The following is a 13,562-nucleotide window of genomic DNA, read 5'->3' as shown; positions in this document are numbered from 1 at the left end:
TCAGGCGGAGCTGTCCCGGCAGCGGACCATGAAGGAACGCTCGAAGACGATGACCGTCTCGCCGGTGGACTTCGTGCCCGTCGTCTCCACCGTGACGATGCCCTGGCCGGGCCGGGACCGGCTCAGGCGCTTGTCGAGGATGCGGCTGGTGGCGTACAACGTGTCCCCGACGAACACCGGCTCCCGCAGGCGGACCTTGTCCCAGCCGAGGTTCGCCACCGCCCGCGCCGACAGGGCCTGCACGGTCATGCCGCCGATCAGGCACAGGGTGATCCCGCTGTTGACGAGCACCCGCCCGTACTCGCTGCCCGCGCCGTAGTGCTCGTCGAAGTGCAGCGGGTGCTGGTTCATGGTGAGCAGGGTCAGCCAGGTGTTGTCGGTCTCGGAGATGGTGCGGCCCGGCCAGTGCCGGATCACCATGCCGGGCTCGAAGTCCTCGTAGTCCCCGCCGTGCTCTTCGCGGTACTCGTTGCCCTGGACATGACGCAAGGTCATCGGCGGTTCTCCCGTGTCAGAGGTGGACGAACCGACGCGGTCCCCGTCGGACGTGAATGTTAGTCTATGTCGATCATCGTTTCGGAGACACCGGCCCCGCGGCGAACACGCACCGGCGCCGGCCCGACGTGCGATTCCGGGGAGCGTCAGATGACCGTGCGCGAGCATGTCGGCAGTGCGGGGCCGGCCGGGCATCCGTGGTTCGGCACCCACCGCGTGGCGCCCGCCGCGCCGGCGGAGACGATCCGCGCGATGCTCCGCCACGAGCTGCGGGACACGGGCTGGCCCTACCAGCGGCTGTTGCCGGCGGCACCGATCGCCATCCCGCGCGCGTCCTACGCCGAGATCTTCCGGGCGGCCGCCGCGCTTGTCGACCTGCTCCGCCGCACCGCCCTCGAGACGGCCCCCACCACGCAGGGCCGGCTGGCGGCCTACCGCATGCCGCAGAGCGAGGACCAGCTGTTCGTGCGGGATCCGTTCGTCGAGGAGCGCTATCCGGACTGCGTCGTGCGGCCGGACGTGGTCATCGGGCCGGACGGGCCCCAGTTCCTGGAGTTCAACGTCAGCGGCGCGCTCGGCGGCGTGGTGGAGACGCACAGCCGCCTGGAGGTGTGGCGCAGGCTGCACGCCGACGCGACGGGCAGGACCCCGTTCAGCTCCCCGGACCCGTTCGCCGTACGCGCCGAGATGTACCGCTCGCTCTGCGCCGAGCTGGGGCTGGCGCCCCGGGTGGCCATCGTCGGCAGCGCCCGGGTCTACGGCGTGCAGAGCCGCTACTTCCAGCTGGAGGCCGACTACCTCAACAACCACGGCCTCACCGCCCGCTTCTTCGAGCCCGAGGAGCTGCCGGAGGCGTGGGACTGCCCACCCCACCTGCGCTACCCGATCGGGCTGCGCAACTTCACCATCCCGGACTGGCTCGACGCCGGTCTCGACACCAGCTACGTGCAGGACGCGCTCGACAACGGCTGCCTGCTCGTGGGCACCCAGACGTCGACCTTCATGCACAGCAAGCTGACCATGGGCCTGCTCTCGGAGGGCCGGCCGTGGATGAGCGCGGCCGACCGGAGCCTCGTCGACAGGTACGTGCCGTGGACGCGGATCCTCGCGGACCGCCGCACCAGCCGCGCGGGTCGGGAGGTCGAGCTGCTCCCGTTCGTCGTGGCGAACCGGGACCTGCTGGTGCTCAAGGCGGGCCTGGGGGAGAGCGGCAAGCAGGTGGTCATCGGCAGCGAGGTCGACCAGGCGACGTGGGAGTCCGCCGTCGCCGAGGCCGCCGCCGACGGCACCAGCGTGGTGCAGGACTTCGTGGCGCCACGCACGTGCCGGGTCTCGCTCGTCGCCGACGGCGCCGACGAGCCCCACGACGTCGAGGTCGCCCCGGTGATCGGGCCGCTGCTGTTCGGCGGCCGCGCGGCGGGCCTGTTCTGCCGCTACTACGGCGACGGCTCCGCCGGGATCGTCAGCGCCCGGGGGCGCGACAGCGGCTCCGACAACTGCATGGTGGCCGTCTGACCACACCGGACGCGTCGTCGTCCGCCGCGCGGCCCCGACGATAGGGGGTCCGCGGCACGAATGAGGTGTTGTCGCGGTGCGGCCCCCGTGTCACGATCGCTGCCACCGCAAGCCCGTGCCGCGCGGCCCCACGGTCGACCGGCGACCTGTCGGCCCGCCGCCGTCGAACCGAAGGGACCTGCCATGCCCGCCGATCCCGAGGTGCCCGGACCGCCGACCGGGTGGCACCCCGACCGGGCGGTGCCCGCGCTGATCTGGGCGGCCGCGCAACGGCACGGTCACCGTACGGCCGTCGTCGGCGCGGACGCGACGCTGAGCTACGCCGAGCTGCGCCACGCCGTCGCGGGTCTCGCCGACGTGTTGCGGCGCCACGGTGCGACAGCCGCCCCCGTGGCCGTCCTGGCCGACCGGGGCGCCGCCCAGCTGGTGGCGTGCCTGGCCGCGCTGCACGCCGGGACCGGCTACGCCTGTGTGGACGCCAACCAGCCCCGGGCGCGCGTCGAGAGCCAGCTGCGCGGCTGCGGGGCGGCCGTCGTGGTGACGGATCGCGGCGACCCGCCGGTGTCCGGGCAGGTGGTGCTCGCCGTCGACCTGGCCGGCTGGATCGGCGCGGGGGCGGCGGCGGAGCGCACCGGGGCGCTGGGCGGACCGCCGCCGGTCGCGGGGGACCAGCTCGCCTACACCGTGTTCACGTCCGGCTCCACCGGCGTACCCAAGGTCGTCGAGATCCCGCACGCGGCCCTGGCCAACTACGCGGCCTTCGTCGCCCGGCTGGTCGAGCCGGAACGGGCCGACGGCGAACGGCTGCGCTTCGCGTCGGTGACCAGCCTCGCGACGGACCTCGGGCACACCGCGGTCTTCCCGGCGCTCACCGGGGGAGACACGGTCCACCTGGTGCCCACCGAGACCGCGACGGACCCCGACGACTTCGCCGACTACCAGGACGAGCACCGCGTCGACGTCCTGAAGATCACCCCCTCGCACCTGGCGGCGTTGCTCGACGAGGCGGCGGAGCGGGCCCTGCCCCGCCGCCTGCTCATCGTCGGTGGCGAGGTGTGCCGGTGGGAGCTGGTGGACCAGGTCCGCGAGCTGTCGGACGTGCGGATGGTCAACCACTACGGTCCGACCGAGACCACCGTCGGCGCGCTCACCTTCGAGGTGCCGACCGACCCGGCGGCACGCCCGGGCACCGCCACCGTGCCGATCGGCCGCCCGATCGACAACGCGCGGGTCGCCGTCGTCGACGCCGACCTGCGCCCGGTCGCGGCGGGCGTCGAGGGGGAGCTGCTGATCTTCGGCGCGGGGCTCGCCCGCGGCTACCGCGACGACCCCGCGACGACCGGCGAGATGTTCCCGACCGACCATCCCGAAGGCCGGTGCTACCGCACGGGCGACCTGGTGACCCGCCACCCCGACGGACTGGTGGAGTTCCACGGCCGCCGCGACGGCCAGGTCAAGATCCGGGGCCACCGCGTCGAGCTGGGCGAGGTGGAACAGGCGGTACGCCGGTGCGCCGGGGTGCGCCGGGCGGCGGTGGTGCCGGTCGCCGGGACCGGCTCCGTCCCGCGCCTCGTCGCGTACGTCGTGCCGAGCGAGCCGCCCGGACCGACCGCCCGCGAGCTGCGCGACCAGCTCCGCGAGACGCTGCCCGACTACCTGCTGCCCGGGGCCGTGGTGTGCCTCGACGAGCTGCCCCGGACGCCGAGCGGGAAGCTGGACGTGCGCGCGTTGCCGGCACCCGGCAGGCCCGCCGCGCGACGGTAGCTCCCGACCCGGCCGTCCCCGGCTCGGCAGGACGGGTCGGTGGCGCACGCCACCGCGGCGGCCTCAGTCGGCGTGCGGGTCGAGTCCGAGCGCGACCCGCCCGATGTACGGGTAGCCGTCGAGCGATCCGAACGGCTGCATGAAGCCGCCCGCGCGGGCGTCGCGGTACAGCCGGGACAGGGGGTGCCGGCTGCTGAAGGACGCCCCGCCGCAGATCGTCATGGCCCGGTCGACAGTGCTCACCGCCGTCCGGTTCGCCAGCAGCTTCGCGGTCTGCCACCCCCGTACGACGTCGCGGACGGCGGCCTCGGACCGCTGCGCCGGGTCGCCGGCGGCGAAGAGGGCGTCCACCAGGCGTCCGGAGCGCTCCAGCACCCCCCGGGCGGCCGCCAGGTCGAGTTCCATGGTGGCGATCTCCCGCTGCACGGACGGGTGGTGTGCCGGCGCCGCCCGTCCGGGCTGCCGGGGCACCCTGGTGGCGTGTTCCACGGCGATCTGGAAGGCCGCCTCGGCGATCCCCAGTGAGGCGCCCAGCAGGGGGAAGTTGATCGCGCACGAGCGCGCCAGGTCCTCCGGCGTCGGCGGGCCGAACGGCTCCCCGACGGTGACCCGGTCGGCGGGCACGACGCAGTCCTCCAGCAGGAGCCCGTGGCTGCCCGAGCCCCGCATGCCCAGCGCGTCCCAGTCGCCGAGCACGGTGAGCCCGGGCGTGCCGGCCAGGACGACGGCCTCGGCGTGCCGCCACCCGCCGTCGGGATCGGCGACCCGGACCGCGACGTTGAACGAGTCCGCGACCGCCGAGTTGGTGACGAAGGTCTTGCGCCCGGTGATGACGTACTCGTCGTCCTTGCGGACGGCCTCGGTGAGCGCGCCGTTCCACGTCGCGCCCGGTTCGGTGGAGGCCCCGGCCATGATCAGGTCGGAGCCGCCCAACGCCTCCAGGATCGCGTCGAGCTGGGCCGCCCGGACCTGGTCGCCGTCCGCCTCGGCCCGCTCCCACCGGCGGACCTGCCCCCATACCGAGGCCATGTGCATGTTCGCGCAGATGGCCGTCGACCCGCAGCCCCGGGCAAGCCGGGAGACGGCCACCAGCACGTCGTGCAGGGAGCGGACCCCCAGCCCGCCGTGCCGGGTCGGGGCGCACGCGGCGAGCAGCCCGCTGTCGCGCAGGTCGGCGAAGTTGTCGGCGACGAACGTGTTGTCCCGGTCGTGCCGGCCGGCCCGTTCGGCGAGGGTGCCGACGTGGCCCTCGGCGAGGGAGACCAGATCCCGGCCGGCGGCGGTCGTGGCGGTGAGTTCTCCGAACACCTACAGCATCCTCAGGATGGTGAGGAACTCCTCCGCCCGCTCGGCGTGGGGTTGCTGCGGGCCGTCGAAGCGGGCGCCGGTCTCCGTCGGTACCGGCGTCGGCAGCACCCTCGGGAACAGCGGACCCCCGATGGGATCACCGGGCCGCAGGCCGTGTTCCCACAGCAGCGGCAGGACGGCGTGCTGCGGCTGGAAGGTGACGCCGTCGCCCACCCACCGGGAGACGAACGCCCGACGCTGCCGCTCGGTGCCGGTGCCGGTGGCACCGTGCAACGCGGCCGGGTGGAACAGCACGATGTCGCCGGGCGTGAGGTCCCAACTCAGGATCTCGTGGTCGGACACGTCCGGCACCGCCTCGAGTTCCTCGCGCCGGCCGAGGTGGGTGGCCCCCGGGGTGATCGGCACGTAGCGCCGGCCCCAGCGGTGCGAACCGCGCACCACCTGCAGCGCGGCGGTGTCGGGGGTGCACGGGTCGAGGGGGATCCACATCGCGCACACCTGCCCGCCCGCGATCGGCCAGGAGCTGACGTCCTCGTGGAACGGCGTCGGGGCACCCGATCCGGCCGGCTTGGCGAAGATCTGGTCGTAGAAGGCGGTGATCGCGGTGGAGCCGAACAGCTGCTGGGCGATGCGCGCCGCGGGGGAGAAGAACATGAAGTCGCGGAAGCCGTCGTGGGTCTTCCACATGAAGGCGTCCCCGGCGAACCCGCCGCCACCCAGCAACGCGGTCGCCTGCGCCAGCACGGTCGGGTTGGCGAGCAGGTACTCGACGCCTTCGGCGATCCGGCCGAGCCACCTGTCGTCGATCATGCCGGAGAGCCGGACCACGCCGTCGGTGTGGAACGCGTCGATCTCGGCCTGGGTCAGGTCGCGCGGTGGCGCCTCGGGAGGGCTGATGTCCATGTGCGGGGTCTCCGTCAGGGAAGGCGTCGCCAGTGGGCGCCGAAGAGGGTCTCCTCGTCCGGCAGGCTGAACGGCAGGGGATGTGAGACGTAGGTGTAGTTGAGGAAGTCGCGCCAGGTCACGTTCTCCGACCGGGAGCAACCGCCCCAGCTGCCGCTGGCGATGACCTGGGTGAACGGCATCCCGTTGTCGAAGCTGCCGCTGTTGCCCACGGCGGTCGACTGGTTGACCATCACCCGTCCGGCGCGGGCCCGCTCGGCCAGCCTGACCACCCGGTCGGGCCGGTCGGTGTGGATGCCGCAGCTGTGGCCCTGCCCGATCCGCCCCAGCAGCGTCTCCACCGCGGCCAGCGCGTCGTCGAAGGCGCTGTACGTCGACACGGTGAAGACCGGCGCCAGCTTCTCGCCGAGCATCGGGTCGTCGAGCGCCGGGACACCGCCGGGCGCCAGGGGCGGCAGCTGGGCCACCAGGGCGGTGGTCTTGGTCGGCTCGGCCAGGTCGATCCCGGCGGCGGCGGCGAGCGCCGCGGCGGGTCGACCGACCGCGTCGCGGTTGAGCCCCCGCCCGTCCGGCCAGAGCAGCGTACGCAGCCGTGCCGTCTCGGCCGGGTCGCACAGGTGGGCGCCCTGCCGGGCCAACTGGTCGAGGAAGGCGGCCGCGATCCCGGCGTCCACCAGCACGTTGCTCTCCGACGAGCAGGAGGTGCCGTTGTTGAAGCTGCCGCCCAGCACGATCAGCTCCGCCGCGGCGGCCACGTCGGCCGAGTCGTCCACGATCACCGCCGGGTTGCCGACGCCCGCGCTGATCGCCGGGGTGCCGCTGCGGTACGCCCGGCGTACCGTGCCGGGCCCGCCGGCGGCGATCACCAGGTCGGCGGCGGCCATCAGGGCCTCGGTGGTCTGCCGGTCGGTGACCGGCAGGCACTGGACGAGGTCCGGCGGGGCGCCGACCGTCTCCAGGGCCCCACGCAGCAGCTCGACGGTGCGGGCCGCGGAGTGCCGGGCCCGGGGGTTGGGGGTGATGACCACCGCGTTGCGGGTCTTCAGCATCGGCAGGGCGTTGCCGACCACCCCGGAGCAGGGCGCGGTGGCGGGGCTGGCCACCGCGATCACCCCGACGGGCTTGGCCAGCCTGCGCAGGCCACGCTCCGGCAGCTCCTCGATGATCCCGCTGGTGACGACGCCGTGCAGGTCACGCAGCGTGCCGAGGACCCGGCGCCGGTAGAGCGTGAACAGGTGCTCCGGGTCGCCGAGGCCGGTCTCCCGGTAGGCGAGGTCGGCCAGCGACCGGGCGGTGTCCTCCTGGTAGGCCGCCCAGCCGAGGGCCGCGACCAGGTCGTCGACGCGCTCCTGCGGCCAGAACTCGACCTCCGCCTGGGCCCGGCGGGCGCGGGCCATGGTGGCCTCGACGTCGGGCCGGGCATCCTCCGTGGACACCGTCGCGTCCCGGCGGCCCGGGGCCGGGGCGTCCGGCGCCGCGGTGAGCGTCACGGCCGCGCCGGCCTCGCGGAGGTCACCGCTGGACACTGGCGTGCTCCCGGGTCGAGGGCCGCGCCGAGCGGAGCCGGCCGATGGTCTCCTCCAGCATGTCGTCGGTGACGGTGAGGGAGAGCCGCAGGTAGCCCGGCGCGCCCATCACCGAGGCCGGCAGCACCAGCAGGCCGCGCTCCTCGAGCACGGCCGCGTGTGCCCAGTCGTCCGCGTCCGGCACCCGGGCCAGCAGGTAGAACGTTCCCTCGCTCGGCCGGACCTCGTACCCGGCCTCGCGCAGGGCGTCGACCAGCAGGTCGCGACGCTGCTCGATCGGCTTGACCTGTAGCGCGTGCTGTTCCAGCTCGGGCAGGGCGAACAGCAGCGAGTTGTTGGGGAACGCCCAGCCGGTGGTGAGGCGGGCCACGGTCAGGGCCCGGCGGAGCACCGCCGGGTCGGGCATGGTCGGCGGGATCGCCACGTAGCCGACGCGCTCGCCGGGCAGCAGCAGCGTCTTGGTGTAGGTGTGCACCAGGAACGTGAACGGGTAGTGCGTCGCCGGGCTGGGACACGACCGGCCGTCGAACACGATGCGCCGGTACGCCTCGTCGGACAGCAGGTAGATCGGCCGGCCGTTGCGGGCCGACGCCTCCCGCAGCACCTCGGCGAGGGCGGCGAACTCCTCGTCGGTGTAGACCGCGCCGGTCGGGTTGTTCGGGCTGTTGACGATGACGGCGCTGGTCCGGGGCGTGATCGCCGCCGCGACGAGTTCCGCGTCGAGTCGCCAGGATCCGGGGGTCAACGCCACCGGCCGGGGGACCGCGCCGACCGAGGCGATGATCGGCTCGTAGTAGAACCAGGCGGGGTCGAGGTAGATCACCTCGTCGCCCGGGTCGCAGACGCTGCGCAGGCAGATGGTCAGCCCCGCGAACGCCCCGTTGGTCAGGGCGACGTCGTCGGCGGTGAACGGCAGGGCGAGTTCCCGGCTGAGGGTGGCCGCCACCGACTCCTGGGCCGGCGGGTGGTCCCGGGTGTAGGCGAACCAGTCGGTGTGCTGCGGGCTCAGGTGCCGCTGCAGGACCTCGACCAGGGCCGGCGCGGGAAACTCGTGCGGATCGCCGAAGGCGAGGTCGATCACGCCCGGGCCGCCGCGCAGCCGCGAGTAGGAGGACTGCTCGAGGTAGGCCCCCAAGCGCCGCCCGTACGCGTCGGTCGCGTCGGTCATCTGCCGACTTATCCGGTGCTCCATCCTGCTCCGATCTCCACCCTGATCCGTGGCCGGCGAGGTCGCCGGATTCACACCGTGGCGGGTTGTGCGGCGGGGACTTTTGCGGGCAGCTGACGCACCGACCGCGCGGAGAAGGTCGCGACGGTCACCAGACCGAGCACCCCGCCCGCGATGAGCAGCGTCTGGGCGACGCCGATCCGCTCGGCGACCGGGCCGACGACGGCCAGGCAGAGCGGGCCGAGCACGAACGAGCCCATGGCGTCGTACGAGCTGATCCGCGACAGCGCCTCGTTGGGGACGTGGTTTTGCAGGGCGGTGTCCCACAGGACCTCGAAGATGTCGACGCAGACGCCGTTGACGAGCATCGAGGCCGCGATCAGCCAGACCGGCGCGCCGGCCGCGATCAGCGCGAACGGCGGGAGGAAACCGAAGGTCGCCAGCACCGCGACCCGCATCGGCCGGCGGGGGCGGATCCGCATCGCCACCAGGCTGCCGCCGACCAGGCCCACGGCCTGCGCGGTGACGATCACCGACCAGGCGGCGACGCCGCCCAGCTGCTCCTTGGCGGTCAGCGGGCCGAGCACGTAGATCGCCGAGAAGCAGCCGTTGACGAACGCGAACTGCACGACCACCAGCCAGACCCAGGACCGGGAGCTGAACTCCCGCCAGCCCTCCCGCAGGTCGGCGAGGATGGTGCTGGCGCCGGCCCGGGCGGGGTGCGACACCCGGACCCCGGCCAGCAGCAGCGCGGAGCCGAGGAAGGTCGCGGCGGGTACCGCCAGCGCCCAGCCGGCGCCGAGCGCGGCCACGAGCACTCCGGCCAGGGCCGCGCCGCCGATGGTGGTGCTGTTGCGCGACAGCCGCAGCAGCGCGTTGGCCGACTGGAGCTGCTCCTGGGCCACCACCTGCGGCACGACGCCGCGGGAGGCCGGCAGGAAGAGCGCGGCGGCGGCGCCGTTGACGGCGGACAGGGCGATCACGACCGGCAGCGAGGGCCGGCCGCTGACGAACACCACGGTCAGGACCGCCTGCGCGGCGAAGGCCAGCAGGTCGGAGCCCACCATCAGGCGGAAGCGGTTCATCCGGTCGGCGAGGACACCGCCGAACAGCAGCAGCGCGACCTGCGCCAGCGACCGGGCGGCGAGCACGAGGCCGAGGTCGGTGGCGGAGCCGCCCGGCGCGTCGAGGACGGCGAAGGCGAGCGCCACCGGGATCACGGCGCTGCCCAGCAGCGACAGCGTGCGGGCCAGGAACAGCATCCGGTACGACCGGTCGGCCAGGATCCGGAGGTCGTCGCGCACCTGGCATCACCTCCGGTCGGCCGGTCGGACGGGCTGCGTGCTGGCGCGCCGGTGGCGTCACAAGCGTGCCCATCATGTGGCAGGGGAACGGGTTGCCCAACCCCTAGGACTCGGAACAGATGTCGTGAATTGTGAGGTCAAACCCCTATAACCGATCCTCCTGCTGACTAAGCGCTCAGCCGGCCTGGTAGAGATCGAGGATCGGCACCCGCATCGGTGCGACGCTCGCGTCCGGTGGAGGCCCCGGACCGCGGCCGGATCACCGACGGACAACGGAGGACCAGTGGGACGGCAGGAGCATCCGGTCGCGAGTGACGTCACGCAACGCGTGGCGCGGCTGTCCAGTTCGGCGCGGGCGCTGCTCGACGAGCGGCTGCGCGCCAGCCGCTCCGATCCGGCACCCGCCAGCGCCACAATCCCCCGCCTGGACGCCGCCGAGGCCCCCCTGTCCTTCGCGCAGGAGCGGCTCTGGTTCATCGAGCACCTGGAGGACGACGCCGTCCACCACAACGACGCCACGCTGCTGATCCTGACCGGCGTGCTGGACCGGGACGCGCTGCGCCGTGGCATCGAGGAGGTCGTCCGCCGGCACGAGATCCTCCGTACCGCCTTCCGCAAGGTCGGCGACCGGGTCGTGCAGACCGTCACGCCGCCCGCCCCGCTGACCATCGACGTGGTCGACCTGCCCGGCGCCGCCGCGCACCCCGACGACCCGGTCCTGCGGGCCGCCGTCCTGCGGGAGATGCGGGTCCCGCTCGACCTCGCCGCGGGGCAGAGCCTGCGGACCGTGCTCTACCGGATCGCCCCCGAGCTGCACGTGCTCGGGGTCACCGTGCACCACCTCGTCTGCGACCTCTGGTCGTTCGCCATCTTCTGCCGCGAGCTGGCCGTCACGTACGCCGCGTTCGTCACCGGCGACGCGACGCCGGACCTGCCCGACCTGCCCGTCCAGTACGCCGACTACGCCGCCTGGCAGCGCACCGCGGTCAGCGAGCAGCGGATGACCGCGCACCTGCGCGAGCGGGTCGCCGAACTCGCCGGGGTGCCACCCCTGCTCAGCCTGCCCACCCGGGGCGCGCGGCCGGCGGTCCAGCAGTTCGTCGGCGCCTCCGAGTGGTTCCGGATCGGCGCGGCCGACGCGGAACGGATCCGCTCCCTCGGCCAGCGCCAGGGCGCCACCACCTACATGACCCTGCTCGCCGCCTTCACCGTCCTGCTGGCCCGGCACAGCGGCCAGCGGGACATGGTCGTCGCCAGCCCCATCGCCACCCGTGAGCAGCACGAGCTGGAACACCTGATCGGGTGCTTCCTGAACATGATCGTGGTGCGGGCCGACCTCTCCGGCGAGCCGACCTTCGCCGAGCTGGTGACCCGGGTCAAGGCCGCCTCCCTGGACGCGTTCCGCCACCGCGACGTGCAGTTCGAGCGGCTCGTCGCCGAGTTGCAGCCGGAGCGCAGCCGCAGCCACCAGCCCCTCGCGCAGGTCGCCTTCGTGCTCCAGAACGTGCCGCCGGGGCGGCTCGACCTGCCCGGGCTGCGGGTCGACGTGCACCAGATGGACACCGGCCGGTCCCGGATGGACCTGACGATGAAGGTCACCGAGACGGCCGACGGGCTGACCGGCGAGATCGAGTACGACACCAGCCTGTTCACGGCCGAGGCGATGCGCGCCCTGGCCCGGCAGTTCGAGCTGCTGCTGGTGGCGGCGGCGCGGGAGCCCGACACGAGCGTGTGGCGGCTGCCGCTGCTCGACGACGCGCAGCGGCACCGGATCCTGCACGAGTGGAACGACACCGCCGCCGACCTCGGCCCCGAGGCGCTCGTCCACCGCCTCGTCGAGGCGCAGGCGCGGCGTACCCCGGACGCGGTGGCGGTCGTCGAGGGCAACGTCCGCACGACGTACCGCGAACTCGACGAACGGGCCAACCGCCTGGCGCACCACCTGCGCGACCTCGGCGTCGGCGTGGAGGACCCGGTGGCGGTGTGTCTGCCCCGCTGCGCCGCCGAGGTGGTGGCGATCCTGGCGGTGCTGAAGGCCGGCGGCTACCACCTGCCGGTCAACCCGCGCGACCCGCAGGCCCGCCGGGATGCGCTGCTCGGGCAGGTCCGCCCGGCGGTCGCGATCTCCGCCGGGGACCTGTGCGACGAGGTGTGGAGCCCGGGCCGGCGGATCATCGACCTGGACGGCGAGTCGTCGCTGACCGCCACGTGTCCCGCCACCGACCCCGCCGTGCCGTTGCACCCGGACAACCTGGCCTACACCCTGTTCACCTCCGGCTCCACCGGGCAGCCCAAGGGCGTGCAGGTGACCCACCGCGGGTTCACCAACCGGATGCTGTGGGCTCAGCGCAACTTCCCCCTCGGCGCGCACGACCGGGTGCTGCGCAAGGCGGCCTGCACCTTCGACGTCTCCCTGGACGAGCTGTTCCGGGCCCTGTTCAACGGCGCGGCCAGCGTGCTGATGCCCGAGACGGCGACCTTCGACCCGCGCCGGCTGGCGGCGGTGATCGCCCAGCACGGGGTGACCGACGCCGACTTCGCGCCGACCGCCCTGCGCGAGGTGCTGCTCACCGCCGACGCCGCGGACCTGAAGTCGCTGCGGCGGATCGTCTCGGGCGTGGAGGAACTCACCCCCGAGACGCAACGGCTGGTCTTCGACCGGCTCGACGTCACCATGTTCAACCTGTACGGCCCGACCGAGGTGTCGGTCTCCTGCACCGCCTGGCCGTGCGACCCCGACGACGAGCGGCCCTTCGTCCCGATCGGCCGGCCGATGGCCAACGTCCGGGTGTACGTGCTGGACGACGCGATGCAGCCCGTGCCGCCGGGTGTGACCGGGGAGGTGTACGTCGGCGGGGCCGGACTGGCCCGGGGCTACCTCGGCAACGCGGCCCTGACCGCGGAGCGGTTCCTGCCCGACCCGTTCGCCGACGCGCCCGGTGCCCGCGTCTACCGCACCGGCGACCTGGCCCGCTTCGGGCCGGACGGCGTCCTGGAGTTCCTCGGCCGGGGCGACGGGCAGCTGAACCTGCGCGGCTACCGCATCGAGCCGGGCGAGGTGGAGTCCGCGCTGCGCCGCCACCCGGCGGTGCGTGAGGCCGCCGTCGTCGTACGCCGGGACCCGCCCGGCAGGGACGCCCGGCTGGTCGGCTACGTCGTCGGCGACGACCTGCCGGGCACGGCGGACCTGCGCGCGCACCTGCGCCGGCGGCTGCCGGACTACCTGGTGCCGGCCGCCTTCGTCAGCCTGCCCCGGCTGCCGCTGACCAACCACGGGAAGCTCGACGTCGCGGCGCTGCCACCACCGGGCCAGGACGAGCCCGGCGCCGCCGGGGCCGACGGGCCGCGTGACGAGCGCGAGCGGGTGCTCCTGGACATCTGGTGCGACGTGCTCGGACGCGAGGGCATCGGCATTCACGACGACTTCTTCGACCTCGGCGGGGACTCCCTCACGGCCACCCGGATCGTGGCCCTGGCCGGCGCGAAGCTGGGGGCGGACGTCGAGGTGGCGGTCATCTTCGACGCGCCGACGGTCGCGGAGCTGGCCGCCCGGCTCGCGCCCGGGCAGCCGTGACCCCC

9 protein-coding genes are annotated in these 13,562 nt (G+C 73.8%); 3 read left to right on the top strand and 6 right to left on the bottom strand.

The window, feature by feature from the left end; genetic code table 11:
- The gene (locus tag AC0OO9_RS00095; RefSeq protein WP_132239857.1) at positions 1–495 is read right to left on the bottom strand and encodes a MaoC family dehydratase; all 495 of its coding nucleotides are present in this window, start codon (positions 493–495) and stop codon (positions 1–3) included.
- A 150-nt stretch (positions 496–645) separates the two neighbouring features.
- Here AC0OO9_RS00095 and AC0OO9_RS00090 point away from each other — a divergent pair, with 150 nt between their 5' ends.
- Together AC0OO9_RS00090 and AC0OO9_RS00085 are read left to right on the top strand one after the other, a co-directional pair.
- Positions 646–2,010 carry a hypothetical protein gene (locus AC0OO9_RS00090; protein ID WP_484514544.1) on the top strand — a complete coding sequence of 455 codons (1,365 nt, stop codon included), beginning with the start codon at positions 646–648 and terminating at the stop codon, positions 2,008–2,010.
- Positions 2,011–2,193: 183 nt separating this feature from the next.
- Positions 2,194–3,774, top strand: a complete 1,581-nt coding sequence (locus AC0OO9_RS00085) for an amino acid adenylation domain-containing protein (protein ID WP_484514543.1) — start codon at positions 2,194–2,196, stop codon at positions 3,772–3,774.
- 63 nt (positions 3,775–3,837) lie between these two features.
- Here the strand turns inward: AC0OO9_RS00085 and AC0OO9_RS00080 are convergent, their stop codons facing one another.
- From AC0OO9_RS00080 to AC0OO9_RS00060, 5 genes are all read right to left on the bottom strand, one after another.
- Positions 3,838–5,082 carry an acyl-CoA dehydrogenase family protein gene (locus tag AC0OO9_RS00080; protein WP_484514541.1) on the bottom strand — a complete coding sequence of 415 codons (1,245 nt, stop codon included), beginning with the start codon at positions 5,080–5,082 and terminating at the stop codon, positions 3,838–3,840.
- Positions 5,083–5,985, bottom strand: coding sequence for a phytanoyl-CoA dioxygenase family protein (locus AC0OO9_RS00075; protein WP_484514540.1), 903 nt, complete (start codon positions 5,983–5,985; stop codon positions 5,083–5,085). It abuts the gene before it with no gap.
- A 14-nt stretch (positions 5,986–5,999) separates the two neighbouring features.
- Complete coding sequence (locus tag AC0OO9_RS00070; RefSeq protein ID WP_484514539.1) at positions 6,000–7,511, bottom strand: aldehyde dehydrogenase family protein; 1,512 nt, start codon at positions 7,509–7,511, stop codon at positions 6,000–6,002.
- Positions 7,498–8,679, bottom strand: coding sequence for an aminotransferase class I/II-fold pyridoxal phosphate-dependent enzyme (locus AC0OO9_RS00065; RefSeq protein ID WP_484514537.1), 1,182 nt, complete (start codon positions 8,677–8,679; stop codon positions 7,498–7,500). Before AC0OO9_RS00065 ends, AC0OO9_RS00070 begins: the two co-directional genes overlap by 14 nt.
- A 71-nt stretch (positions 8,680–8,750) precedes the next feature.
- Positions 8,751–9,983 carry an MFS transporter gene (locus AC0OO9_RS00060; protein ID WP_484514535.1) on the bottom strand — a complete coding sequence of 411 codons (1,233 nt, stop codon included), beginning with the start codon at positions 9,981–9,983 and terminating at the stop codon, positions 8,751–8,753.
- A 283-nt stretch (positions 9,984–10,266) separates the two neighbouring features.
- Between AC0OO9_RS00060 and AC0OO9_RS00055 the strand changes: the two genes are divergently transcribed.
- On the top strand, positions 10,267–13,557 hold the full coding sequence (locus tag AC0OO9_RS00055) for a non-ribosomal peptide synthetase (protein ID WP_484514533.1): 3,291 nt from the start codon (positions 10,267–10,269) through the stop codon (positions 13,555–13,557).
- Positions 13,558–13,562 lie beyond the last annotated feature (5 nt).

The sequence above is a fragment of the Micromonospora sp. USAFONa4 genome, assembly GCF_057197825.1.
This window is presented reverse-complemented; position numbering and strand designations above follow the sequence as displayed.

Bases quoted from the DNA above. Each gene is read 5' to 3' on its own strand.
- AC0OO9_RS00095 (WP_132239857.1), bottom strand. From the start codon at position 495: ATGACCTTGCGTCATGTCCAGGGCAACGAGTACCGCGAAGAGCACGGC.
- AC0OO9_RS00090 (WP_484514544.1), top strand. From the start codon at position 646: ATGACCGTGCGCGAGCATGTCGGCAGTGCGGGGCCGGCCGGGCATCCG.
- AC0OO9_RS00085 (WP_484514543.1), top strand. From the start codon at position 2,194: ATGCCCGCCGATCCCGAGGTGCCCGGACCGCCGACCGGGTGGCACCCC.
- AC0OO9_RS00075 (WP_484514540.1), bottom strand. From the start codon at position 5,985: ATGGACATCAGCCCTCCCGAGGCGCCACCGCGCGACCTGACCCAGGCC.
- AC0OO9_RS00065 (WP_484514537.1), bottom strand. From the start codon at position 8,679: ATGACCGACGCGACCGACGCGTACGGGCGGCGCTTGGGGGCCTACCTC.